Genomic DNA, 24681 nt, shown 5'->3' on the forward strand with positions numbered 1-24681 from the left:
ACCTTTAAATATTTCTTGCGTATAAGGGTGATCCGGCGGGCCCCGCCTTCATAAGCTAATCATGCCTGTTTGCCCGTTCATTATTAGACAGATTAAGACAGCCCTTGCAGCAGGGAGCAGTGACGGGCAGAGCGAAGCATTATTCCATTTTATGGAAACATGGGGTGGGAGTTGCGTTGTTATTAGTGCGTTCCGTTGTTGGCGGCCTGTTAGTTGCTCTGTTACTGTTCGTTGTCGACAGCGGCCATTGTGCCGAAGGGGCGGCGATGGTTCCTTTACGTGCGGTTTGTGAAGCTAAAGGAGGCTATGTTTTTTGGGACGGTAAAGCGGTGACGGCCGTCTGCGACGGCCGTACCATTACGGTCGATCCCCGCTCATCCAGCGTCCTTGCCGACGGGATAGTGCAGGATGGCGTTAAGGTTGGCTCTCTGGGCGGTACGACCTTTATTGCGCAAGACGTGTTCATTGGTCTAACGAACCCGCAAAGTCCGGGTACAGAAAAACGGCTATTTACAACGATTAGGGCCGGAACACAGGCTATAGCCGTGGCTCATGCTCAAACCCCGGCTGATTATCTCCGCCCGTTGCCCGGGACGCCGGCAGCTGAAACCTGGATTCTTCCGGAGATTAACCCGGCGGTAGCCCGGGACCTTGCAGGCTTGCTGCAAAGCCGGCTCTCGCCGGACAATAAAGTAAGGCTGGACAGTCGAGGAGGCGAACTGATCCTGAATGCCGTTCAGGGGCGCCTTCTCGAAACGATCATTCCGGTCCGCCGGAAGTTAAGCGAGTGCGCAATCAACTTCAACCCGGCCGAGGCTTACAACAATATGCTCAACGCCGTGACAGCGGCGCGTTATCTTAATGGGACGCGCGTCAAACCCGGTGAGGTCTTTTCCTTTAACAAAGTGCTTGGGCCGAGAACCAAAGAAAAGGGCTATATCGTGGGTTTCGCCTTTTCAGGGAAAAAACACGTTCCCTCTCTTGGCGGCGGGGTCTGCAGGATGTCCACGGTACTCTACGGGGCCCTGCTGGATGCGGGTCTGCCGATAGCGGAGAGGCACGCCCACAGCCTGCCCGTCGGTTACGCCACCCAGGGCAGAGATGCCACGGTTTCCTGGGGCGGGGCCGACCTCAAATTCAGAAACAGTACACAAGAGACCCTTATTATAGAGTCGGGGGGTACAGTGCGACGGATTTACGCCATCCTGTGGAGCGAGGAAGAAATCACGCAGCCCCAGCCAAAGCCTGCTCCGGCGTTTCCGATTGAAACACTGCCGTCTTCTTAGCAATGAACCGCCAAGGGTGCCAAGATCGCTAAGAGGTGAAGTTAGCCAAGTTAATAGGGGTTACACTTTATAACCTATGCCATTTCATCCTACGACTTACGACTGCTCGATCCGGGAGGATCGAGCTTGGCCTCGAAACCCTGATCCGACGGCCGGTAATACTTCCTACGGCGGACGTTTTCCGGGAGGTACTGCTGTTCCACCCAGTGGCCCGGATAGTTATGGGGGTATTTATAACCGGTATGCCCGAGCATTTTTGCCCCAGGGTAGCTGGTGTCGCGGAGGTGGGATGGTACCGGTTCGTTGCGCATTGTTTCTACGTCCTTAAGGGCGGCATCGATGGCCGTGATCACGCTGTTGGATTTGGGCGCCGTAGCCAGGTAGATGATGCACTGGGCGATGGGGATCCGTGCCTCGGGTAGGCCGACCCATTCCAAAGCATTGGCCGCGGCGTGGGCCATCAACATCGCTTGCGGGTCGGCCATGCCAATGTCCTCCGAAGCATGCACGATCAGCCTTCGGACGATAAAGCGCTGGTCTTCTCCGGCGTAGGTCATGCGGGCATACCAGTAGAGGGCGGCATCCGGGTCCGACCCGCGGATGCTCTTGATAAACGCCGAGATCACGTCGTAGTGCCGATCCCGCCCCTTGTCATAGCGTACCGCGCGGCGTTGAATGGAGTCCTCAGCCACCTCAAGCGTAACGTGACGGATACCGTCCTTACCCGGCGGCGTCGAAAGGACCGCCAGTTCTAGGGCGTTCAGGGCGCTGCGGGCGTCGCCGTTGGCTGTCTTCACCAAGTGTTCGAGGGCTTCTTCGTCCAGTTTGACGGCAAACTTTCCTAATCCCCGCTCCAGGTCGGCCAGGGCCCGCTGCAGGACCTCCCGGACGTCGTCATCCCGCAGGGCCTCCAACTGGAAGATGCGGGAACGGCTGATCAATGCGCCGTTCATTTCGAAATAGGGGTTCTCTGTCGTGGCCCCTATGAAAATAATGATTCCGCGTTCAACGGCAGGGAGCAGGACGTCCTGCTGCGATTTGTTAAAGGCGTGGCACTCGTCGACAAAGACAATGGTCCTCTGGTTGTAATACTTGAGCCTGCTTTCAGCATCTTCAATGACCTTGCGCAGTTCTTTGACGCCCGAAGACACGGCGTTCACCTGGATAAAGGATGCCGACGTCATGTGGGCGATAATGCGTGCCAGGGTCGTTTTGCCGGATCCCGGCGGGCCATAGAGGATCAGAGACCCCAGCTGGTCGGCTTCGATAGCGCGCCGCAGGAGCTTCCCCGGCCCCACGATGTGGGCCTGGCCAACGAACTCGTCAAGGGTCCTGGGGCGCATCCGGTCAGCCAGCGGTGCTCCCCGTCCCTGGTCGAGGTTCTGGTCAAAGATGTCCACTAGATCATCTCCCTTGCGACTACAATACCACATCGGTCGTCGGTCGTCAGTCGTCGGTCTCGAAGGAATTCGCTGCGCGAATTTCAATGTCCTAAGATCTAAGTGATAAGTAGCAGCACATCGTTTACATCCAGGGTAGTTTGTAGTCGATAACCGCGACCTCGTGGCCCTGGCAGTCAACGATGAGCACTTGTTCTTTGACATAGATAGTTGCAGTCACGTATTCGTACACGACACTTTTATCAAGGTGAAAGCGCTCAGTGAAGATGTCGAGCATTGCATCGCTCCTGATAAAGCGGATCAGCTTAACCGTCCCGGAGGTTGGCGCCTCCTTCGGTAAAGAAGTTTCGTGTAGGAGTCGAAGGCTCCAGCCTGAAGCCTTTAGCGATTCGTTCGGGGTTTTCCCCCGATAGAGCAAGGATCTTAACGCAGGACATGTAAACGATGCTACGGTCCCAAAACTGTCAACGATGTCCTGCTATTTGACATCTAAGATCTAACATTGAGAGGGATTCTTTTCCTGCATACCAAATAGTATACAAAGGACGCATGCCCCTTAAGTGTCAAAGGGAAAGAAGGAGTAGCGTGAATCGTCAAGGTTCTTGCCGGTTGCGTCAAGCCATTGCCCTTGGCCTGGCCCTGGTTGTTTTTCTTGGGACGGCGCCGTTTTGCGCTGCCGACCCCCCGGCTTTACGCGAGCTCGAACGGCAACGCGGGAATGATGTTGCTGTCGCTCAAGTTTACGCCGAGAGAGAAAAAACGTTGGCGGCCGAACTGCTGCAGCTTGATATCCTCCTTTCCGACTTGCGGTCGCAGCAGCGGGAAATCGAAGGACGACTGGCGGCCCTGGAAGAGGATGCCGCACAAGCACGGGCGGAAGAGGAGGAAATCCGCAAAAAACTTGCCCTGGCCAGGAAACGCCTGGGCCGGTGGCTGTGCTACCTTTACGAGAACGGGAACGTCTCCCTGATTGCCATTATCCTCGATGCCGAAAGCGTCATGGATCTTATAAATAGGGGTGAGCTTGTCAGCTGGCTGATTGACTACGAAGCCCGTCTCATCCGTGAAGTACAGACGCTTGATGCGGCCATACGGCAAAAGCTGGCCGACATTTACCGTATCGAACTCAAGACACGCGCGCAGAAAGACCTCCTCGATGCGCGGATCGCCCAAGCCGAGGAGACGCAGGGGAAGAAATCCGCGATGCTCGAATCCCTTAGGGCCGAGTCGGGTGACCTGCTGGCGCGGATCGTGAAGCTTGAGCAGCAGTGGTACGCTTCCCTGACCACGCTGCACACCCTCCTGAAGCAGCTGGACCGCCTGTTTATCAGGGAAATGAAGCCCGACAGGGTGTATTTCGCCAACCGGCGCCTGTGCGTCGAGGTCAGCGCTTCCACAATCAATGAAGTGTTGAAGCGGGTGGATCCGGCTACGGGAACCTTGCTGACCGTCAGGGTCACCCCGGGGGGCCTGATCATCGCCGGAAGGAGCGAGAACAGCACGTCGTTCAGTCTTTCCGGAAAACTGGTCGCCGAGGACGAGGGAACGGCGGTGCGGTTTGTCCCGACGTCCTTGCTGCTTGCCGGCACTCCCGTGCAGAAACCCGTACTGCAGAGCATCGCCAGGGACGGCTCGCTGTTCTTCCAGCTTGACGAGCAGTACCGGCGTTTCGCAATAGATTCGATCAAGTCCGACGAGGATAAGCTGATCATCGCGTTGCGTACGCGATAATGTTGCGTACGCGATAATATTGGACATTGAGCGCTGTGGTCCACGATGAGCATTAAGCCAGGCATCGAGGGCCAAGTCAGTGAACACAAATCGCGAGTCGTTAGGCGGTAATCCCCTTGCCTTTCTAATTGCGAAAGATAGTAAAAAGCACAGGGAGCAGGCGAAAAAGGCCTGCTCCCTGGTATGTCGAAAGGGCAGTTTAACGTCGTGCCCGGGACTTCAGTCAGCAGCCGCTCTGGCAGTGCGCGCACGCCCTGAGCATCCAGCGTCTCCTAAGCACCCTGCTCCCTCCTTAACCGGCGACGTACTTTAATCTATATGCAGTTCAGTACGGGTTATGTGATTGGCTTCCTGCTTATCACAGGGCACGCCGGTGACCAAATTATGCGTTGCGAGGCCGGTTGGTTCCTGCAGGGAAAAGGACCTGCAGGCAAGAAATTTCTCCTGTAATATAACGAAAAAAGGGATGATCTTTTTACCAATGGGAAAAGGAAAGGCTTTGGCCGCGCTGCTGCTCACCGTCTTCATCTGGGGTTCGACCTTCGTCGCCACCAAGGACGCCCTCCAGGCATTACCACCTGCCACCCTGGCGCTTTGGCGGTTTGGCTTTGCGGCTCTTGTGTTGTCGCCTCTGTTCTATATGCGAAGGAAGCGTTCAGCGGCGCTGCCGGTGCCGACAGCGGCCTTGATGGGCTTCACGGGCGTTTTCCTGTTCTTCGCCTTGCAGAACTGGGCTCTCCTGCACTGCCGGGCCGGCACGGCCTCGCTTATCCTGGCTGCCGTTCCGGCTTTTACGGCCATCGCCTCGTTCTACTTTCTCGGGGAGCGGGTCGGGGGCGTGCGGGTGGCCGGCATCGTCCTGACCATGCTGGGGGTGGCTGCCCTGGTGTGGTCCGAGAACGGAACGCTTCTGGAAGGGTCGTTAAACATCGGCGCCCTGCTTTTGATCGGGTCAGCTATGGCCTGGGCGGTTTATACGGTTCTCGGCAGAAAATTCAGCGACACTGTCGACCCGGTCGTGGTGACTTTTCAGGGTACTCTATGGGGAATATTGTACCTGCTTCCTTTCGCCTTGCTGGAAAGGCAACCTGACTATCTTCACCTGGGCTGGGAGCCCTGGGCGGTTATCCTGTACCTTGGCGTGGTTGCTTCGGCGCTGCCCATCGTGCTGTGGAACTACGCCCTGCGGTCTTTTGAGGCCAGCGAGGCCGGTCTGTACCTGAATCTTATTCCCATTATGGCTATCATCCTTGCTGCCCTCCTGCTCGGTGAAAGGCTGCGGCCTGTGGAAATAGCGGCCGGCTTGACGGTATTAATCGGCGTTATCCTTGCTGAAAGGCAAAAGACAAAAAGCGGCGGTTCTTCTATGGTCGTTGAGGAGAGAGCCGCGCGTTAGCGGCGGCCGATGCAAAAAGGAGGAGAGAAGCATGCCGGAAGGCGTAAAGATGGCAGAAGGGGTCTGGCGCAAGAACCTGGCCGTGGGGGAGAAGATGATGGTCTGCCGCGTCTGGCTGGATGCAGGGTCCGTCGTGCCGCTCCACCGGCACGAGCACGAGCAGTGCACTTACGTCCTCCGAGGGAGCCTGCGCTACCGCACGGGCGACCGGGAACTCGTACTGGCGGCGGGCCAAGCCCTGGTTGTGCCGTCGAATGTGCCCCACGGGGTCGAGGCCCTGGAAGAGACCGAGGTGCTGGATACCTTTGTCCCGGTGCGGACAGAGTACCTGGACGAGGAGGCCGGTGCGAGGTGAAAGGCAAACCGGCTTACGACCTCGACGGTTTCACCGAACTCGCGGGTGAGCTTGTCGACCGCATTCCGCCCCGTCTCTGCCGTAACCTGAACGGCGGTTTCATGGTCCTGCCGGAGGCCAAGAAGGAAGACGAGTTCTATATTATGGGCGAGTACCTTGAGGACCCCGTGCTCGGATGCTATATTGTTTTTTACTACGGTTCCTTTGCCGCCGTCCTGGACGGTGAACCAGCCGAGGTCTGGCAGGACGAGCTGTTCGAGACGATCCGGCATGAACTGCGCCACCACCTGGAGCTGATGGCCGGGGTTGACGACCTGGCCAGAGAAGAACTGGAAGAACTGGCCCGCCTTAAAGGGAAGTGAAAGGTGAGAGGTTAAGGTCGGAGGCGGGAAAATGGATTGGATGGAAGGAGCATGTCCTGGCTGACCCGTTTCAAGGATGATCACAAAGCTGTACTGTTCTTGCTGGACAAGCTGGAAGGTCTTCTCAAAGATACCGAATATCTCGGCCTGCGCCCGACGATGTTCGCCGAGTTCAATGAGTTTGTGGAAGTCGTCGACGATGATATCCACCCACACTTCAAGGCCGAGGAGGAAACGGTATATCCTATGGCCGCCTCGGTGGGCGAGGAAGCACGGCGCTTTATCGACGGAATGCTGGATGAACACCGGAAGCTGTACAAGGTTTTCGATGGGTTTAAGCAGGCGGTCGAGCGCAAAGACGCCGAGGAGATCAGGAAATACGGCTTTGAGATTGTAAAGTGGCTCAGAGTCCATATTAAGAAGGAAGAGACCGAAGTGCGTTGGCTGGTAGAGCAAGCCGAAGCCAACCAGCGCTGAGCGGTGGGTCTGACGAACGCAATCTGCCGGGCCGATTCTTCTGTCTTCACGTACGACGAACGACGTACGACTACAGGTATCTGAGCAGGCGCTTGCGGTCGCGGACAATGATCTGCTGACGGTCAATCTCGATCGCGCCGGCCTGCCTGAGCTCGCCCAAGGTCCGGTTGACCGACTCGCGCGAAGCCCCGATGAGGTTGCCGAGGTCCTGGTTGGTGATGTTGAAGTTGATGCGCAGGCCGTTTCCTTCGGGCTGCCCGTGGTCTTCGGCCAGGGTCAGGATAGCGGCCACCAGGCGCCGCGTGACGTCGTGCAGGGCCAGGCTCATCACCTTTTCCTGGGCGGTGCGCAGGCGCCGGGACATAATCCGCAGCATGGCCAGGGCCAGTTCGGGATGTTTGACTATGAGGTCATCAAAATCAGGGTTCAGGATAACCCCCACCCGGGCGTCCTCTACAACCTCGGCGGTCGCGGGGTAGGTTCCTCCGTCGAAGAGGACGATCTCGGCAAATACCTCGCCGGGATTGACGTAGTGCAGGATGTGTTCCCGCCCGTCCGGCGTTTGCCTGGTCAGCTTGATCCTGCCCTCCTGGAGCAAAAAGATCCCGTCTCCCGGCTCGCCTTCCACAAAAATCAGCCGTCCCTTGGCGTAACGCCTCTCACGAACGATGGATGCTACGGATTTAAGCGCTTCGGGCGGTAAAGCGGCAAAGAGAGAAATGCGCTTGAGCTGCTCGATCAAGTTCCGGTTCAGGTGGACGACCCTCCCCCGCGGCTGCTGAACTGCGCACTGCGCTTACTAAGTATTGTACCCTAGCACGTGCCTTCTTTCTATCACAAGTGCCGGCCCCACCTTTTCCTTAAAAACTGTTATAATCCTTCCCCTGCCGTCCGGCAGGAACCGGATTGTTCCGCGTCCAAAACTGGTAACAAGGTACCCCGGGAAGGTGTCACGTACGTGCCAGGCAGATCCCGCGGCGGCGATAAAGCTGCTGATCAGCAGGCCGGCCCTCATTGGGGCTTTTGCGCGGCAGGGACGGGACATTGCGAAGGCCACCCGCAGGAAATGCGTACGCCTGTTTGCGCGCAGTGCCACGTTGAGTACTACTTTGCTCCGGTGACCAACCGTCTGCTCTTCTCTGAAGGGAGGTTTGAAACATCGTTGCAACTATTGAGGAAAGCCTTGGGACGCTGGCTTTCCTGATTTATCTGGCGGCTGCCGTGGCGGCCCTGATTTACCTGCGGGCGCGGCACAACTTCCTGAACAGGCTGGTTTTCATCCTATCCGGGCTCGGGCTGATCGCCCATACGGGGGCGCTGGGAGCTCGATGGCTTACTGCCGGGCACTGGCCTTTTGCCAGCCTTTACGAGTTTGTCACCCTTTTTGTATGGGCGCTGGCCGGAGCGACGGTATGGATTGCCCTCCGCTGGCGGCTAACGATTATCACCGGCTTCACCCTGCCCCTGGCTGTAGGCCTAATGGGGGTCGCCAGCGTGCTTTCCAGTGACCTCCGCCCCCTGGCTCCGGCCCTGCAGAGCATCTGGCTGCAACTACACGTGGCTACGGCCGTCCTGGCCTACTCAGCTTTCGCGATTTCCTTCGCCCTGGCCGTAATGTACCTGCTAAGCGAACGTGCTGCAGGGTGTTCGACGGATACGCGCCTGCCGTCACCTGCCGTCCTTGACCGTTGTACCTACAGCACGGTGGCCTTTGGTTTCGCTTTTCAAACGCTGCTTCTGATCACCGGGGCGATCTGGGCGGAGGAAGCCTGGGGCGCCTGGTGGAGTTGGGACCCCAAGGAGACGTGGGCGCTTGTCACGTGGTTCATTTACGCGCTGTACCTGCACGCCCGGAAGGCGCTCGGATGGCACGGGCGGCGCGCGGCCTGGCTTGCCGTCGCAGGTTTCGCCGCCCTCCTCTTTACTTTGCTGGGGGTCAGCTTCCTGCTCCCGGGTCTGCATGCTTATTAAGAAGGAAACCCCAAATGTGAGGGTCCAAATGTGAGGGTCTGACCCTCACATTTGCTCACATTTGGGGGTCGACACATTTCAGCAGCCGGTTTTCAGGGTTCCAGCGCGGTCTGCAAAGTGCCGCCAATGGCTTGCCTACAGCCGTTCGGTGGCGGCGGCCTCGGCGGCCACGACCAGCGGGTAGGCCGCGGGTGATGGGGTGAGCATCGGGTGGGTGCCCATCTGGAAACCGGCCATCTGGGTCGCCGTCATCCGGTGCAGCAGGCAGGCGCTCAGCAGGTTGACCAGGTCGCCGACGCTCTTGCTGCCTACGACCTGGCCTCCCAGCAAAACTCCTGAATAGCGGTCGAAGACCAGCTTTACCCTGGTGTCCTGCGTGCCGGGTAGGGCGCTGGGATGCTGATTCGGCGCCGAAGCTTCCCCGATCAGCACCTCGTAACCTTTTTCTTCCGCCGCGCGCTCGGTCAGGCCCGCGCAGCCGAAAGCCTTGGTGCCGATAAAGGTGGAAAACACGCCTACCGTGCCGGGGTTGGTGCGCCGCCGGACGTAAAGGTTGGCTCCGGCCACCCGCGCCTCCATCGAGGCGACGGAAGCGAGCTGGATGCGCACCGGATTCCCCGCGAAGAAGGAGAACTTTTCGGTACAGTCGCCGCAGGCGAAGATATTGGGGTCGGAGGTGGCCATGGTCCGGTCGACCATGATGCCGCCCAAGGGTCCCAGCGTCAGGCCGGCTTTGCTGGCCAGGGAGGTGATTGGGCGCACCCCGGTACTCAGGATAACCACGTCGGCCGGCAATTCGGTCCCGTCGGCCAGGACGACGCCCTGCACCCGGGTGTCTCCCGTCAGCTCTTTGACCTTCTGGTTGGTCAAGATCTTGACGCCGAGAACCTCCAGTTCGTGCTCCGCTTCGACGCAAATCTCCTCGTCAAAGGAACTGTAGAGGCAGCAGGGCAATATCTCCACGATGGTTACGTCGAGCCCGCGATGTTTTTTTATCTCTTCAGCCACTTCGACGCCGACGAACCCGCCTCCGACGATGACCACCTTGGCGGCGGTGTCCAGCGCCGTGAAGATCTTCTGGAGGTGGGGGAGAGATTTCGTGATCCAGAAGACGTTCTCTTTGTCCCTCCCGGGAATGGGCGGCGAAACGGGGTGAGAGCCGGTGGCCAGGACGAGCTTGTCGTAGCCGATGCTTCCTCCCGAGGCCAGGGAGATCTTTTTAGTGTTCCTGTCGAGGCCGGTCACTTCTCCGACCCGCAGTTCGATCCCCCGCTTTTCTAGGACGTAGTCCGGGTTGACGTTTTTCAGCGGGTCCGCCTTCAGCGTGCCGAACATGTAGGGAATGCCGCAGGGAATCAAGGTTTTCTCCTCGTGGCGGATGACCAGCACCTTCTTGTCGGGGTAGTGCCGGCGGGCGGTGGTCGCCGCCGTAACTCCCGCCGTGCCGCCGCCGACGACGACGATGTCATAAGCGTTTGCCATGTTTTTCACCCCTTAGGTAATTCGTTGCATAATTGTTAGAGTTTGTGCCTGCATTCACAATCCCCGGCAAAATGATGAGGGCTTTTGGCCCTATCAAATACCCCCGGGACATTGTATACCATAATTATATAGCATAGCCGGGGTGAAATTAAAGGGTTTTGGGAAGTTCCGGCGCAATAACGGGACCCAACAGCCAACGGCTAAGATCTAAAATCCAAGATCTTGTCATATGCCCGCGGCGGCCCGGAGGGCCTCCAAGCCCACCCGTTCGATGGTCGTCCCCAGGCGCTCGCCGTTTTTCCCAAGCTCGCGGTAGGCCTGCAGGGTTTTCTCCAGGAGCCCCGGAATATCCTCGGAAGGCACGTTCTCGGCAATCTTGTCGCCGATCCGCGGGCGTGCGCCGGCTCTTCCGCCGACGATCACCGTCCAGCCCTTCAACTTGCCGAAGGCGCCGAAATCGCGCAGCCAGGATTCACAATAGCATAACGGGCACCCGGAAATGCCGATCTTAAATTTGGCCGGCAGGTTCCCGGCTCCTAGGAAACCCTTGTCCAGGACCTCGGCCAGGGCCAGGGCGTTCTGCTGTCCGAACTTGCAGACCACGTTGCCGGGACAGGCCGTTACGTAATGGATGGCCCCACGGCCGGCGCCGGTTCCATGCCCAGTTCGGCCCAGACGGCCTCGACCGCGTCGGGCTTGATGCCCACCAGGGCAAAGCGCTGGGCGCCGATCAGCTTGATGATCGGGATTTCGAATTTTTCCACCGTGTCGGCCAGTTTTCTTAAAACCGCCGCGTCGACCATTCCCGCCGTGCCGATGTGCGGGACGATGGCGTACGTCTCCTTGTCGCGCTAGATAAAGACCCCCCTTGGGACTTCCGTATCGGTCAAGCCGATCCCCTCCTCACGGTCGTGCTCTTGCTGTTCCTCTAAGGTTCTTAATACATTTAATACATTCGCGAACGGGCATGGCACATCCTTCCTTGGATTGGCTACTGCTAACTGCCAACTACCGCTCAATCCCCAGATTATTTAAATTGGCGTTCCCGCACGGGAATGCCTTCGAGCCTTACACCCTAGATAGGAAACCGCGGCTTCGTGTCGAAATGACCGGTTAAAACCATCAATCTCTGCATCCCAAATTCTCCAGCAATCCTTGCTATCGTTACGCTTTTCGACGCAGCCGCAAGCATCAGGATCGGGGGTTCACGCTTGCTCCACCGGATTTTCTTCGAACAGAGCCCGGATATTCTACTGGTTGCCGCGGCCGGTGGACGGATCGTCCAGGCCAACAGCAAGGCGGTGGGAGCCTACGGCTATTCCCGCGAGGAGCTGCTTTCCCTGCGCCTCGACGACTTAGGCCCGGTGGGGCAGATAGCTGCCCGCCTGGCTGTTTAAAAAGGGGGTTGCGAATGAAAAGAAACAAGGCGCAGGAGCTGATTGCCATAGTGTCGGAACGTCCCGGCATCGGTGTGGATGAACTGACCGACCGGCTGGATATCGAGCCCGGCGACCTCTATACGTTGCTCAATGAGCTGGCCGGCGATGAACGCATTTTTGACGGCCGGCACTTCCGGGTCAGCGGCTGGGACGGCCCTCTGACCCTGGCTCGGGTCCGGGAGCTTGCCGCCCCGCAGGTTGACCTCACCCGTTCCCTGCGCATCAACAAGATCATCGAACTCCTCAACGAGGCTACGCCGACCGGCGGGCTGACGGTCAAAGACCTGGCGGAGGCCTGCGAAGTCAGTGAACGGCAGGTCTACCGGGACCTCAAGGCTATCGAGGAGCAGGTCGGCATCGAACTGGAACGGCGGGGCAAGACCCAGACGCTGTACCGTTTAAAACGCTGCTACCTGCCCCCTCTTTCTCCCGACAGGGCGCTCATCATTTACCTGACACTGCTGCAGCAGCAGGGTTCGCCCCTTGCCGGGCAGACCGAGGGGCTTAAGAGGCTGCTGGTGACGCATCTTTTTAAGAATCGGTATCCTGTCGAGGCCTTCCCTTTTGAAAAGCTGCAGCAGCGAGTACATATCGTTGACGAAGGGCTGGCTGATCCCGCCGAAGTGGGCGGCGTCTTTACCAGGTTGTTGCAAGCCTTAACCGAGGAGCGGCGTATCAAAATAAGATACTACGTTGCTTACCGCAACGCGTGGTCCGACCGTATCGTGGAACCCTACGGTCTGGTATGCAAACGCCACAACTGGTATCTCGCCGGGTTCTGCCAGGAATCGGGGCGCACCAGGACCTTCCGCGTGGACCAGATCAAGAATGTCTTTGTGCTCGGCGAGGGTTTTAGCTACCCGCCCGATTTTAACCTGCGAGCCTTTCTCGGGGATTCATGGGGTGTCATTAACGACGGCGAGCCTTTTGACATCCGGCTGCGCTTCTCGCCCGTGGTGGCGCATAGAGTGAGGAGGATCGTTTATCACCCGTCCCAGTGCATCGAGGAAGAATTGCCTGACGGTTCGGTTGTCGTGGCCTACCGTTCATCCGGTAAGAACGAACTGAAAGGCTGGCTCCTGCAGTGGGGTCCTGAGGTGGAAGTGCTGGAACCGCAGTGGCTTAGGGACGAATTAAAAGAGACGGCGCTTACCGTGGCCAAAATGTACAACATTTGACGCTGGCCGCCCAACCTCTCCTGCTTGCGGGACTATTGTGTCGATTTTTCGGCAGGAATTTAAAATGCGATGGGGAATTGTCTTTAAGTTGTGATGGTCGAGCCCGATTTGCGGACGGCAGGGGGGGTGCTTCTCGGTCTAGGAGACTGCAAAGACTTGACTGTCGAAACCGTAGCCAAACCAGGAAGCCTTTTATTCTCATAGTTTTAGTATTATTAGTTTAGTAATTATGTTGACGGGAGGCGTGGATGTTGCGAAAGTTTTCCAAATTAATGCTTGTTGTGGCCGTACTGCTGATCGCTGGCCTTATCGTTGCCGGCTGTGGACAGAAGAAGGCTCAGGAACCCGCTCCGCAGGCCGGCGCGGAGAAAATGAAGGTCGGCTTCGTGTACATCGGCACCCCCGGTGACGCCGGCTGGACCTTTGCCCACGAAAAGGGACGCCAGCAGCTTGTTGCCGAGATGCCTGACATCGAGACCAAGGTTGTCGAGAACGTGACTGACGCCGACGCCGAGCGCGTCATCACCCAGCTGGCGGAGGAAGGCTGCAAGGTCATCTTCACCACCAGCTTCGGCTTCATGGATCCCACCATCAACGTGGCCGCCAAGTACCCCGACGTCGTTTTCATGCACTGCTCCGGCTATAAGACGGCCCCCAACGTGGGCACCTACTTCGGGCGCATGTACCAGGCCCGCTACCTTACCGGACTGATCGCGGGCAAGGCCACCAAGTCCAACCTGATCGGTTATGTGGCGGCCTTCCCGATTCCGGAAGTCATCCGTGGCATCGACGCTTTTGCCCTTGGTGTTAAGAAGGCCAACCCCGATGCCAAGGTCCGCGTGGTTTGGACAAACACCTGGTTCGACCCGGCTCGTGAAAAGCAGGCCGCTCAAGCCCTCCTTGACGCCGGCGCCGACGTTATCGCCCAGCACCAGGACACCCCCGGCCCGCAGCAGGCCGCTGAGGCTGCCGGCAAGCTTTCCATCGGCTACAACAGCGATATGAGCAAGCTGGCTCCCAAGGCCGTCCTGACTTCGGCCGTCTGGAACTGGGGCCCGTTCTACGTCGACATTGTCAAGCAGGTCAAGGAGGGGACCTGGACAAATAAACAGTGGTGGGTCCCGATGTCGGAAGGCATTGTTGACCTTGCTCCGTACAGCGATAAGGTGACCGACGAGATGAAACAGCTTGTCGAGGCCGAAAAGGCCAGGATCATAAGCGGCGAGTGGGACGTCTTCACCGGCCCGATCAAGGACAACAAGGGCGAACTGAAGGTTCCCGAGGGGCAGAGGATGTCCGACGCCGACATGCTGTCGATGGAATGGTTTGTTGACAACGTGGAGGTTGTCAAGTAGGGTGTCGGCTGTAAAACATCACCTTCAGGATTAAATCGTAACGCCTGCTACTAATGGTCAAGCTGTTCAGGGTGCCGGCAGGATATGCTCAGTTTCCTGCCGGCGCCTATCTTGTAATAGCTATCAGCACTCAGCGCTTGGATCATAAGAGAGTCTCAATCTGAGCGTTGAATGCCGAATGCTAAACGCTATTCAGGTGCACTGAGAACTGCGGGTGTCAGTGCTCGAATTGCGGAATTAATCCCGATCTGAATGCTGATTGCTTAGGCTGAACGTTAAACGTGATAGGAATTCCCGTACGGGAATTCCTTCTGGTCCGACATCTGACGACTGACGACCGAAAAGGCGGGGGCATAAGTTGGAATACCTGGTAGAGATGAAGGGCATCACCAAGCGTTTTCCCAGGGTTTTCGCCAATGACCGCGTGGACTTCAACGTCCGGCCGGGGGAGATCCACGCCCTTCTTGGCGAAAACGGCTCCGGCAAGAGCACGCTGATGAGCATCCTCGCGGGTTTGTACCGCCCTGACGATGGCCAGATCATTTACAAGGGCCGCCCGGTGAGTTTCCGCTCGCCCCGTGACGCCATCCGGGCCGGCATCGGTATGGTGCACCAGCATTTCAAACTGGTCGAAACCTTCACGGTGGCCGAGAACATTATCCTGGGAGACCGGAACATCTCCTTTGTGCTGCGTCCGGCGGCGAAGGAGCGTGAGCTGACCGAGCTCTCGGCGCGGTTCGGTCTGGCTATCAACCCCGGGGCCTATGTGTGGCAGCTCTCCGTAGGGGAACGCCAGCGGGTGGAGATCGTCAAGATGCTCTACCGCGGCTGCCAGCTGCTGATCCTGGACGAGCCGACGGCGGTCTTGACCCCGCAGGAATCCGCAGAGCTTTTTGCCAACCTGCGCCGGATGGCTGACGACGGGCGCGGGGTGGTGATGATCACCCATAAGCTTTCCGAGGTCATGGCCGTAGCCGACCGTGTCACCGTCCTCAGAGGCGGGCGCGCGGTGGCGGCCATGACCCGGGGAAGCTTCAGCGAGCGGGAGCTGGCTACCGCCATGGTCGGGCGCGAGGTCACCCAGGAAAGTCGCCGGCAGGGATCCGCCGAAGGGCGTACTGTCCTGGAGATGCGGGATGTCTACGCCCTGAACGACGTTGGGCGCTGGGGGCTTGAGGGGGTAAGCCTCGCCATCCGTTCCGGGGAGATTCTAGGCGTGGCCGGGGTCGCGGGGAACGGACAGCGCGAACTGGCCGAGGTCATCACGGGGCTGAGGCCCGTGCAGCGCGGCAGGATCTTTCTCGAAGGGCAGGATGTGACCAATCTCGGGCCGCAGGCGCTTATCGACCGGGGCATCAGCCACATTCCCGAGGACCGCCTGGGTACCGGTCTCGCTCCCGGGATGAACGCCATTGACAACATTTTACTGAAAGATTACCGGAAGGCTAAGGGCAGGGCCGGGCTGATTGATTACAAGGCAGCCCGTTCCCGCACCCAGAAGCTGGTTCAAGCCTTTGACGTCCGCCTGGCGGGCTTGCGTGCCCCGGTCAAGCTCCTGTCAGGCGGCAATCTCCAGAAGCTGCTCCTGGCCAGGGAGCTTTCGGCCGAGCCGCGTTTGATTGTAGCCGCCTACCCGGCGCGCGGATTGGACATCGCGGCTGCCGAAGCCGTCAGCAGGTTCCTGCTGCAGGAACGCCGGCGGGGTACGGCCATCCTGCTTATTTCCGAGGACCTTGACGAAATCTTTGCTCTAAGTGACCGCATTATTGTCCTGAGCGGGGGCAGGGTGATGGGTGAGCCTCTCAGGACCGAAACGGCCACGCGGGAACAGGTGGGCCTGTTGATGATGGGTGCCGGCGGGGAGGCGAAGGCCGTATGACCCGGACTTACTTCGGCTTTATAGTTGAAAAAAAACTAATGCCGTCGCCATGGATGGTTGCGCTTGTGCCCGCCGCTTCGCTGCTGCTGGCCCTCCTGACCGGCGCCGTCTTTTTCTACCTGACGGGCCGCGACCCCGTCGAGTTGTACTCCCGCATGTGGCAGGGTGTCTTCGGCTCGCATTACGGCCTTTCCGAGACGGTCGTCAAGGCGATTCCCCTGGCCCTGGCCGGCCTGGGGCTGGCCCTGGCCTTCCGGATGCAGCTGTGGAATATCGGCGGTGAGGGACAGCTTTACATGGGCGCGTGGGGGGCGACGTGGGTGGCCTTGACTTTTGCGGGACAGCCCGCCTGGCTCCTGCTCCCGGGGATGTGCCTGGCCGGGCTGGCCTGCGGGGGGTTGTGGGCGCTTGTTCCCGCCGTGCCCAGGGCGCTCTGGAAGACAAACGAGATTATCACGACCTTGATGCTGAACTACGTGGCCATCCTGTGGGTGGACTACTTTGTTTACGGGCCCTGGCGCGACCCGCAGGGGTTCAACTTCCCTCTTACCGCCCAATTTACCGAAGGGGCGTGGCTTCCGACCCTGGGCGACTCGCGCATCCACGCCGGCCTGCTGGCGGCGGTGCTCCTGGCCGTGGCCTTCTACTACCTGATCTACAGGACCCGCTGGGGTTTTGAGATACGCGTGATCGGCGAGAGCGAGAGTACGGCCCGTTATGCCGGGATCAACGTCCGGCAGAACATCCTCCTGGTGCTTTTCATCAGCGGGGCGATTTGCGGCCTGGCCGGGATGGTGGAGGTCTCGGGCATTGTCCACCGCCTTCAGCCCGGCTTCAGCCCGGGATACGGTTACACGGCGATTATCGTCGCCTGGCTTGCCAAATTGAATCCCCTGGCCATTTTGCCCGTGGCTTTTTTCCTGGGGGCTTTGCAGGTTGGCGGTTATGCCGTGCAGACCAGTGGTATCCCGAGCACCATGGTTAATATGCTGACCGGTGCGCTGCTTTTCTTTGTGCTCGGCGGCGAAATCCTCTTGAAGTACCGTATCCGGCGCCCGGAACGGCAAGAACAGGGGGTTGAAGCGGCGTGACTTACGACTTTCTGATTGCCTTGCTGGCCACGGCGGTCACTGCCGGCACGCCGCTGCTCTTTGCGGCTCTCGGTGAAATCCTGGCTGAAAGGTCGGGTGTCCTGAACCTGGGCGTTGAGGGCATGATGCTCGTCGGCGCGATCAGCGGCTTCATGGTGGCCTTCGCCACCGGGAACCCCTGGGCCGGGGTCGTGACGGCCGTGGCGGCGGGCGGAGCGATGGCTTCCATCCACGCCTTCCTGTCGGTAACTCTCCGGGCCAACCAGGTGGTGAGCGGCCTGGCGCTGACCCTCTTCGGAACGGGCTTGAGCGGGTATATCGGGAAAGTCATGGTCGGCAACCCCCTGCCCGCGGCCTTCAAGCCGGTACACCTCCCCGTCCTCTCGGACCTGCCCCTGCTGGGTCCGGTGCTCTTTCGCCAGGACGCCCTGGTCCTGCTCAGCTACCTGCTGGTGCCCCTGCTCTGGCTCCTGATCTACCGGACCCGGGCCGGGCTGAACCTGCGTGCCGTCGGCGAGAATCCGGCCGCCGCCGACTCCATGGGCGTCAACGTTTTCGCCACGCGGTACTTATACGTGATTGCCGGCGGGATGCTGGCCGGGCTGGCGGGAGCGTACATCTCCCTGGCCTACGTGCCGACGTGGATGGAAGGCATGACTGCAGGCCGCGGGTGGATTGCCGTGGCGCTGGTTATTTTCGCCACCTGGAACCCGATCTACGCCCTCGTGGGCTCCTATATCTTCGGCGGCATCGAAGCCCTCGGTTTTCGGTTGCAGGTCCTGGATATAGCCGTTTCGCCGTACTTCCTGAAGATGCTCCCCTACCTGGCCACCGTCTTCGTGCTGGTTTTGGTCAGCAAGAGGAACGCCCTGACGCGCATCGGCGCGCCGGGCGCCCTCGGCCTGCCCTACGACCGGGAGGAACGCTGAGCAATGATTGAGAGAAATTTTGATATTCCCTTTATTGCTGATCTGGCCCTTCGTGAAAAGCAAATCCAGCAGAACTACCGTCCGATTATCGCTGTACATAAATGGTTTGCGCGACGCCCCGGTACGTTATTCCGGGGGCTTTTGCTGTCTGAGTTCATAAAGGGTAGTTTAAGAGATAACTTCTATAAAGCCCACAATCTGAAGGGGATCAAAGTAGCCGATCCATTTATGGGCGGCGGAACGCCGCTCATCGAGGCTAACCGCCTGGGGTGTGATATCGTCGGCTACGACATTAATCCAATGGCTTATTGGATCGTGCGCCAGGAGATCGAAAGTATTGATCTAAAGGCCTACCGTGAAGCGGCAGCCGATCTCCTGAGTTGGTTGGAGAAGAAAATCGGTGCCTTTTATAAAACCATCTGTATGAAGTGTGGTTCTCCGGATGCCCACGTCAAGTATTTTATTTGGGTCAAAACGCTTAAGTGCAGTGGATGCAGAGAGACTTTCGATTTATTCCCCGGCTACTTACTTGCCGCAAACCGGCGCCATCCGAAGAATGTCCTTATTTGCTCCGCATGTGGCTATTTGAATGAAGTAGAAAACAAAAAGAATCCGGGGATTTGTCATACCTGCGGTGTGCTTTTAAAAACAAACGGGCCGGCGAGCCGCAATCAATGCCAGTGTCCTCATTGCGGTAGGGTTAACACTTATCCCGATCCGTTAAAGGGCGCACCCCGGCACCGCATGGTGGCTATAGAATATTACTGTCCAGCCTGTAAGCCTAATCATCGGGGCCGGTTTTTCAAAAAACCCGCTGAGGAGGATTTGGCGAAATACAAGGAAGCCTCTGTTGCATTGGCCCAGTTAAGTCCGATCTATGTTCCAGACGACGAAATTCCCCCCGGTGACGAAACCGACCGGCTTCACCGCTGGGGTTACCGGCGCTACCGAGAAATGTTTAACGACCGTCAGTTATTGGGTTTGGAATTAAGCTGCCGGGCTATTGCCGGGTATCCAGACGCTAGAATTCGCAATGCGTTGGCAACAAACTTATCCGACCTTCTTCGCTACCAGAACATGCTTTGCCGTTACGACACAACGGCCTTGAAGTCGCTGGATATATTCTCGGTGCATGGCTTTCCCGTCGGCCTGATACAATGTGAGTCCAACCTGCTGGGCATAGCTGATGGGTACAAGGGGTTAAATGTGGGAAGTGGCGGCTGGTCCAACATTATTTCAAAGTACGAACGTGCCAAGGCCTATTGTGAAAATCCATTCGAAATCCGGCATCAAGGCAGCCGCAAAGTTCAGCTGCCAATAAAGGGAGAATGGATTGGCGAGCATCGTTTTACATCAGCTTTCCCTGAGAAGCGGAAGGTTGGGCTTTACTGCTGCAGTTCTACTTTTTCTGACTTGCCCCCAGCGTCCCTTGATGCGGTTTTGACCGATCCACCTTATTATGCCAATGTACAGTATGCGGAGTTGATGGATTTCTGCTACGTTTGGCTGCGCCGGTTGGCCCAGGACGCCGGCGGGGTTTTCAATAAGTGTTCTACCAGGGACGAAAACGAACTGACCGGCAATGTTACGATGGAGCGGGGCCTTACCCATTTTACAGAAGGATTAGCTTCGGTCTTTAAAAAAATGGCATGCGCATTAAAACCGGGAGCCCCACTGGTCTTCACTTATCACCATAATTCGATAGAAGCATATTTGCCTGTCGCGGTTGCCGTTCTTGATGCGGGATTGACCTGTTCTGCTTCTATTCCCTGTCCGGCTGAAATGGGCGCTTCCATTCATATAAACGGGACCGGATCATCTGTAATTGACACAGTTTTTGTCTGCCGTTCAACCGGTTCTGTTCCGCGTCGCACAATCGTGTTCACGCCTGAAGAAATAGCCGGGCTGGTGCGCGAAGATTTAAGACTATTACGGGCCGGAAATGTCAAGCTAACGCGTGGAGACATGCGTTGTGTTGCATACGGGCATCTCGTCCGCCTGGCCATATGGCACTTGAGAAAGATCTGGGATGTTGAAAGGTCCGCTTCAGAAAAACTAAAACAAGTTGCTCTAACTATAGATACACTTGGTGGTTGGTCTGGTATTGAAAAACATCTGGCGGGTGACATGACAGATATTCCCTTCTGCCGGACCTGCCTGGCCCGCGAAGAACAAGGATGCTACGGGGGAGAAGAGGATGAAATATCCTTTTGAAGTTCCTTTTTCTGAAGTAGAAGCGAACCCGGATATTTATATATCCGCCGTTTTTTCCTGCCTTGAATCAGAGTTTCTTGTCTTGCCCAGAGGGGATGGATTTGTTGATTACCCTGTCTTTGAAAGTGGATATGAGGCACTAAAACAGTCGACGGGTGGATTCCGGAATATCGATCCCAAACCCATAACGGAGGCAGCTTGTCGGAACCCAATGATCATTATTGTCCTCCGGACTATGCTTGGTTTCACGCCACCTGAGTGGGCTTATGTAACAACTCAACGGACGGGTGTTGAAGTTACTCAGGGTTTTGTTCGCACCCTGGATCGAAATATTCGCATGTCGCCATTGAAGCCTTTAGGCTCTGGTGAAGTCACAAAGAAAAGGGTGAGGGCACTGGTGGAAACTGCCTGTCAGTTGCTTAATTCGCCGGTCCCTGCAGTTGGTCAAGATAAAATTCACCGGCTGGATAAGGCTGATACTCGCGGTGGTCCCTCTACGATTAGGGCGATGTCGGTGATGGGAGTGCCCTATGCCATGCTGTTATATGAGCGGTTTCTGGGACGGCCATTTGCCGGTCACAGGGATTCTGTGTCCGAGTTGGTCGGCGACAGTCTGGAATCGGCCATAGAGGAGGTGTTGACCAGGACGGGTGTAAGTTACAGGAAAACAAAAAGAGCGGAACGGATTCCGGGATTTGACCAGGCGCCAGATTTTATCGTTCCCAGCGAATTTAACCCACAGGTTGTTATTGAAGCTAAGATCACTGAAGATGACGGCACGGCCAGGGATAAGGTGACCCGCATTCAACGCCTTGCCCTTCTGAGCGGAACAGGAGAGTTGCCTCATTTTGAAGTAGTTGCCTGTATTGGCGGACGCGGGTTTGGTGTCCGTCGCGAAGATATGAAGAAACTGCTACTGGCTACCCGAGGGAAGGTATTTACGTCAAAATCATTGGATCATCTTGTGGAATACACACGGTTGAGAGCATTTAGAACAAGATAGAGGCAGTCAAAACGGCGGTGTTGATTAACGAGTCTTAACTATCCCGACTTGGAGCGGAACGGCGCAGGGGTGCGTACTATTGAGGGTCGGGTATACGCTTCTTTACTCTCTCCCATGCATGCTTTTCAAGGAAACTCCCCGGCACATTGGCCTCCATCTCCAGGAACATCTTGTAAGGGACGGTGAAGGAGAGAATGTCCGGGTCGACCATCGGCCGCGCGCTGATGTCGGTGATGCCCACTACCGCTCGGGGCCGTTCCCGCCGGGCTTCCTGGTAAGGGATCAGGCAAACGGTATGGCAGCCCGCGCCAAAGGGAATGATCACGCTGTCATTGCCGGGGCGGTCGTAGTTGGCAAGCACCACCAGCGCCGATAGTTGGTCCGGATTGGCGTAAAAGCAGACCAGTTGTGGGGTTTCCTTTTGTAAATCGACCTTTTCCAGCGGCGTAAAGACAACGTAGGTATAAGGGATATCGGTGATGGGCAGCTGTTCGACGAAACTCCTGGCTAGCTCGGGCGTTTTCTTGTAAGCCTCGCCTTCCCGGTATCCTTCTCCCCGCCCGGTGGACAGGAAGTATTCGATACCCCCGGGAAAGACCTCGTACTGGTTTCCGAAACCCAGACCCACGCCCCCACCGCGGCAGCCGAACGTCTGGCGGTCGAAGACGGCTGTTTGGCCTTTGGCCGCGGCCGTGAACAGGGCCATCACGCATCCCCACCGCTCTTCTTTAAACTGCAGAGCGCCTTCCGGTTTTTCATCTGTAAAAATGATGGCTACGGGCGCATAACGAAGCTTCAGTTCTTTGGCAATTAGGCTCATACTAACCCCTCCCCGTCCTTCTGGTTATTCCGGCCACGTACGACGAAAGACGAACGACGCACAACGTGTTAGATCCACCTACGTTTGCGGAAGTACCCCAGCATCCCCACCCCGATACCGATCATCACGAGCCAGGTAACCGGATATCCCCACCTCCATTCGAGTTCGGGCATGTACCTGAAGTTCATCCCGTACACGCCGACGATGAAGGTGAGAGGGATGAAGATGGTCGAGATGATGGTCAGAACCTTGATTACTTCGTTCAGCCTGTTGCTCAAACTCGACAGGTAGAGGTCGAGCATTTCGGAGACCATTTCCCGGTAGGTTTCGGTGGTGTCGATGATCTGTATGGTGTGGTCGTAAACGTCCCTGAGGTAGATGAGGGTGGTTTCTTTAAAAAGCGGCGAATCTCCCCGCTGAAGGCCGCCCACTACCTCGCGCAAAGGCCAGACGGCATTGCGCAGGACCATCAACTGTCTCTTAAGGATGTGGATTCCATGTACGCTGTTCGGGAGCGGACGGGCTACCAGCTCTTCTTCTACCGACTCAATATGATCGCCGATCTGTTCGACCAGGCCAAAGTAGTCGTCGACGATAGCGTCGATAAGCGCGTAGGCCAAGTAGTCGGCACCCGATTTCCTCAGGCGGCCCTTGGCGTTCCTGATCCGTTCCTTAACCGGATCAAAAACTGCGCTTTCCTGTTCCAGGAAGGACAGTACGTAGTTCGGACCGAGGATAATGCTCACCTGGTCAATCAAAATTGCTTTGCCCTCGCGCTGCAGCATTTTGAAGACGAGGTAGACGTAGTCTTCGTAATCTTCAATCTTAGGGCGCTGCCCGATGTGCAGGATGTCCTCCAGGACAAGAGGGTGCAAGCTGAAGCGGTTTCCCAGCGTTTCGATGGTCGCCGTGTCATCGAGTCCTTCAACGTTGATCCATGTAACCGTGGTAGGGTCCTTCGACGGGAGATATTCCTTGACGGTCTCGAGCACTTTTTCCTGGTAATGGTCTTCGTTGTATTCCCACAGGGAAATCTTGACTTTTCCATCTGTCCGCGTTCCTACCGGGATCAGTGTTCCGGGGGACAGGCCGGCCTTTTGGGAGGCCCTCTTGAAGATGGTTGACACTTTCATTCGCCTCGCGTTTCTCCTTTGCGCTGTCCTTTATCTTAGGGCAAGGGTCTTTGCTTAATCTGTCCGCTTACAAGCCTTTCCTAAAGAGGTTCGCGCAAATCTGCCAAAAGCCTCCCATTGGGCTGTAAGCTTAGGCAATAGACATTGGGGTGGGCAATAAACGCTTAATGTTTAGTGCTCAATGCCGAAGGCGCATTAATGTCCGTTTGGCAGGAACGGCTTTGGCTTTCGTCGAACCTGCCTGGATGAGGAGAGTGATCGTTTTGCGCCCTACCTGGGATGAGATCTTTATGGAGCAGGCGCGCCTGATGGCCCGCCGTTCGACCTGTTTGCGCCGGCAGGTGGGAGCCGTCCTGGTGCGTGACAAGCGCGCCATCGCCAGCGGGTATAACGGTCCCCCGTCCAGCCTGCTGCACTGCGCGGAGCGCGGCGGCTGCCTGCGCGCGCAGTTGAACGTCCCCCCCGGGGAACGCCAGGAAATCTGCCGGGCCCTGCACGCCGAGCAAAACGTGGTTCTCCAGTTGGCCATCACGGGCTTGAGCGGCGTCAACTCTACGATCTACGTCACCCATTTCCCCTGCTTTACCTGCGCGAAGCTGCTGGTTCAACTGGGGGTGCGCGAGGTGGTTTATGCCGAGGGGTACCCGGATCAGTTCAGCCGGGACGTGCTCGAGGAAGCCCGGGTGGTCTGCCGGCCCTTCCCGGGGAGCGGGGGAACGTTGACAGGGGAGGCATAAAGTTGCTAGCATTTATATAAGCATATGATAATGTTCGGGGTTGATAGCGTGCAGCCGGTATTGGCCGAGATGCAGGCCGCTATCCTTAAAGGTCTGGCGCATCCGACCCGGGTGAAGATCGTGGAAATGCTCCGGGGCGGGGAGCGTTGCGTTTGTGAACTCATGGAGGAACTGGCCTTGGAACAGTCCAACGTGTCCCAGCACCTTGCCGTCCTCAAGAAGCTCGGTATCCTGGGATCGCGCAAGGACGGGCTCAAGATGATGTACTGGGTTCGCCATCCCCAGGTTTTTGAGGTATTGGATCTGCTCCGGGTGGTCCTGAACAGGCAGACGAAAGAAATCCAGGAAGCATTGGGCACTGGGCACTGAGTGCTCAATGCTCAGCGCTCTATCCGTTAAACTATCTCTAAAGCCTTGGTTTACAAGGAGATCCCCGATCTCCT

26 protein-coding genes and 1 pseudogene are annotated in these 24681 nt (G+C 57.5%); 19 read left to right on the top strand and 8 right to left on the bottom strand.

Annotated elements, in window-relative coordinates:
- The first annotated feature begins 185 nt into the window (after positions 1–185).
- Complete coding sequence (locus ACUM6F_RS10450; RefSeq protein WP_445349191.1) at positions 186–1286, top strand: VanW family protein; 1101 nt, start codon at positions 186–188, stop codon at positions 1284–1286.
- 89 nt (positions 1287–1375) lie between these two features.
- Here ACUM6F_RS10450 and ACUM6F_RS10455 read toward each other — a convergent pair whose 3' ends face one another.
- On the bottom strand, positions 1376–2719 hold the full coding sequence (locus ACUM6F_RS10455; RefSeq protein ID WP_479684216.1) for an AAA family ATPase: 1344 nt from the start codon (positions 2717–2719) through the stop codon (positions 1376–1378).
- Between the two features lie 91 nt (positions 2720–2810).
- The gene (locus ACUM6F_RS10460; RefSeq protein WP_426405421.1) at positions 2811–2963 is read right to left on the bottom strand and encodes a hypothetical protein; all 153 of its coding nucleotides are present in this window, start codon (positions 2961–2963) and stop codon (positions 2811–2813) included.
- Positions 2964–3295: 332 nt separating this feature from the next.
- Between ACUM6F_RS10460 and ACUM6F_RS10465 the strand changes: the two genes are divergently transcribed.
- The 5 genes from ACUM6F_RS10465 to ACUM6F_RS10485 all read left to right on the top strand — a co-directional run bounded on the left by ACUM6F_RS10465 (position 3296) and on the right by ACUM6F_RS10485 (position 7007).
- Positions 3296–4417: a coiled-coil domain-containing protein gene (locus ACUM6F_RS10465; RefSeq protein WP_445349193.1), complete on the top strand. Its 1122-nt coding sequence runs from the start codon at positions 3296–3298 to the stop codon at positions 4415–4417.
- A gap of 481 nt (positions 4418–4898) precedes the next feature.
- Complete coding sequence (locus ACUM6F_RS10470) at positions 4899–5813, top strand: DMT family transporter (RefSeq protein ID WP_445349194.1); 915 nt, start codon at positions 4899–4901, stop codon at positions 5811–5813.
- A 31-nt stretch (positions 5814–5844) separates the two neighbouring features.
- A complete protein-coding gene (locus ACUM6F_RS10475) occupies positions 5845–6168 on the top strand; it encodes a cupin domain-containing protein (protein ID WP_445349195.1) in 324 nt (107 codons plus the stop codon).
- The gene (locus tag ACUM6F_RS10480; RefSeq protein WP_445349196.1) at positions 6165–6530 is read left to right on the top strand and encodes a metallopeptidase family protein; all 366 of its coding nucleotides are present in this window, start codon (positions 6165–6167) and stop codon (positions 6528–6530) included. Before ACUM6F_RS10475 ends, ACUM6F_RS10480 begins: the two co-directional genes overlap by 4 nt.
- A gap of 51 nt (positions 6531–6581) precedes the next feature.
- Complete coding sequence (locus tag ACUM6F_RS10485; RefSeq protein ID WP_445349197.1) at positions 6582–7007, top strand: hemerythrin domain-containing protein; 426 nt, start codon at positions 6582–6584, stop codon at positions 7005–7007.
- 70 nt (positions 7008–7077) lie between these two features.
- Here the strand turns inward: ACUM6F_RS10485 and ACUM6F_RS10490 are convergent, their stop codons facing one another.
- Positions 7078–7749, bottom strand: a complete 672-nt coding sequence (locus ACUM6F_RS10490; RefSeq protein WP_445349198.1) for a Crp/Fnr family transcriptional regulator — start codon at positions 7747–7749, stop codon at positions 7078–7080.
- A 205-nt stretch (positions 7750–7954) separates the two neighbouring features.
- On the opposite strand from ACUM6F_RS10490, the gene ACUM6F_RS10495 reads away from it, so the two are divergent.
- From ACUM6F_RS10495 to ccsB, 3 genes are read left to right on the top strand one after another with little or no spacing between them, the layout of a single operon-like run.
- Positions 7955–8128 (top strand): hypothetical protein, encoded by a 174-nt coding sequence (locus ACUM6F_RS10495; protein ID WP_445349214.1) that lies wholly within the window; start codon positions 7955–7957, stop codon positions 8126–8128.
- The gene (locus tag ACUM6F_RS10500; protein ID WP_445349199.1) at positions 8074–8211 is read left to right on the top strand and encodes an ammonia-forming cytochrome c nitrite reductase subunit c552; all 138 of its coding nucleotides are present in this window, start codon (positions 8074–8076) and stop codon (positions 8209–8211) included. Before ACUM6F_RS10495 ends, ACUM6F_RS10500 begins: the two co-directional genes overlap by 55 nt.
- A gap of 17 nt (positions 8212–8228) precedes the next feature.
- A complete protein-coding gene (ccsB, locus tag ACUM6F_RS10505; protein ID WP_445349200.1) occupies positions 8229–8978 on the top strand; it encodes a c-type cytochrome biogenesis protein CcsB in 750 nt (249 codons plus the stop codon).
- A 135-nt stretch (positions 8979–9113) separates the two neighbouring features.
- On the opposite strand, the gene ACUM6F_RS10510 is transcribed toward ccsB, so the two are convergent.
- From ACUM6F_RS10510 to ACUM6F_RS10520, 3 genes and pseudogenes are all read right to left on the bottom strand, one after another.
- Complete coding sequence (locus tag ACUM6F_RS10510; RefSeq protein WP_445349201.1) at positions 9114–10460, bottom strand: FAD-dependent oxidoreductase; 1347 nt, start codon at positions 10458–10460, stop codon at positions 9114–9116.
- A gap of 225 nt (positions 10461–10685) precedes the next feature.
- On the bottom strand, positions 10686–11063 hold the full coding sequence (locus ACUM6F_RS10515) for a hypothetical protein (RefSeq protein WP_445349202.1): 378 nt from the start codon (positions 11061–11063) through the stop codon (positions 10686–10688).
- 17 nt (positions 11064–11080) lie between these two features.
- Positions 11081–11296: pseudogene (locus ACUM6F_RS10520) on the bottom strand (NAD(P)/FAD-dependent oxidoreductase); the annotation flags it as partial.
- A gap of 375 nt (positions 11297–11671) precedes the next feature.
- Here ACUM6F_RS10520 and ACUM6F_RS10525 point away from each other — a divergent pair.
- From ACUM6F_RS10525 to ACUM6F_RS10560, 8 genes are all read left to right on the top strand, one after another.
- The gene (locus tag ACUM6F_RS10525) at positions 11672–11857 is read left to right on the top strand and encodes a PAS domain S-box protein (RefSeq protein WP_445349203.1); all 186 of its coding nucleotides are present in this window, start codon (positions 11672–11674) and stop codon (positions 11855–11857) included.
- Positions 11858–11871: 14 nt separating this feature from the next.
- Positions 11872–13077: a WYL domain-containing protein gene (locus ACUM6F_RS10530; protein WP_445349204.1), complete on the top strand. Its 1206-nt coding sequence runs from the start codon at positions 11872–11874 to the stop codon at positions 13075–13077.
- 248 nt (positions 13078–13325) lie between these two features.
- The gene (locus ACUM6F_RS10535) at positions 13326–14432 is read left to right on the top strand and encodes a BMP family ABC transporter substrate-binding protein (protein WP_445349205.1); all 1107 of its coding nucleotides are present in this window, start codon (positions 13326–13328) and stop codon (positions 14430–14432) included.
- A 358-nt stretch (positions 14433–14790) separates the two neighbouring features.
- On the top strand, positions 14791–16311 hold the full coding sequence (locus ACUM6F_RS10540) for an ABC transporter ATP-binding protein (RefSeq protein ID WP_445349206.1): 1521 nt from the start codon (positions 14791–14793) through the stop codon (positions 16309–16311).
- Complete coding sequence (locus ACUM6F_RS10545; protein WP_445349207.1) at positions 16308–17402, top strand: ABC transporter permease; 1095 nt, start codon at positions 16308–16310, stop codon at positions 17400–17402. Before ACUM6F_RS10540 ends, ACUM6F_RS10545 begins: the two co-directional genes overlap by 4 nt.
- Positions 17399–18331 (top strand): ABC transporter permease, encoded by a 933-nt coding sequence (locus tag ACUM6F_RS10550; protein WP_425620994.1) that lies wholly within the window; start codon positions 17399–17401, stop codon positions 18329–18331. The genes ACUM6F_RS10545 and ACUM6F_RS10550 overlap by 4 nt, the downstream gene beginning before the upstream one ends.
- A 3-nt stretch (positions 18332–18334) precedes the next feature.
- On the top strand, positions 18335–20545 hold the full coding sequence (locus tag ACUM6F_RS10555; protein ID WP_445349208.1) for a DUF1156 domain-containing protein: 2211 nt from the start codon (positions 18335–18337) through the stop codon (positions 20543–20545).
- Positions 20529–21548, top strand: coding sequence for a hypothetical protein (locus ACUM6F_RS10560; RefSeq protein ID WP_425620996.1), 1020 nt, complete (start codon positions 20529–20531; stop codon positions 21546–21548). Before ACUM6F_RS10555 ends, ACUM6F_RS10560 begins: the two co-directional genes overlap by 17 nt.
- Before the next feature lie 76 nt (positions 21549–21624).
- On the opposite strand, the gene ACUM6F_RS10565 is transcribed toward ACUM6F_RS10560, so the two are convergent.
- Both ACUM6F_RS10565 and corA read right to left on the bottom strand, forming a co-directional pair.
- Positions 21625–22368 carry a DUF169 domain-containing protein gene (locus ACUM6F_RS10565; RefSeq protein WP_445349209.1) on the bottom strand — a complete coding sequence of 248 codons (744 nt, stop codon included), beginning with the start codon at positions 22366–22368 and terminating at the stop codon, positions 21625–21627.
- Positions 22369–22436: 68 nt separating this feature from the next.
- A complete protein-coding gene (corA, locus tag ACUM6F_RS10570; protein WP_445349210.1) occupies positions 22437–23495 on the bottom strand; it encodes a magnesium/cobalt transporter CorA in 1059 nt (352 codons plus the stop codon).
- Between the two features lie 251 nt (positions 23496–23746).
- On the opposite strand from corA, the gene ACUM6F_RS10575 reads away from it, so the two are divergent.
- Positions 23747–24238 carry a deoxycytidylate deaminase gene (locus ACUM6F_RS10575; RefSeq protein ID WP_445349211.1) on the top strand — a complete coding sequence of 164 codons (492 nt, stop codon included), beginning with the start codon at positions 23747–23749 and terminating at the stop codon, positions 24236–24238.
- A 30-nt stretch (positions 24239–24268) separates the two neighbouring features.
- Positions 24269–24607 carry an ArsR/SmtB family transcription factor gene (locus ACUM6F_RS10580; RefSeq protein WP_445349212.1) on the top strand — a complete coding sequence of 113 codons (339 nt, stop codon included), beginning with the start codon at positions 24269–24271 and terminating at the stop codon, positions 24605–24607.
- Positions 24608–24681 lie beyond the last annotated feature (74 nt).

The sequence above is a fragment of the Desulforudis sp. DRI-14 genome (assembly GCF_052618305.1).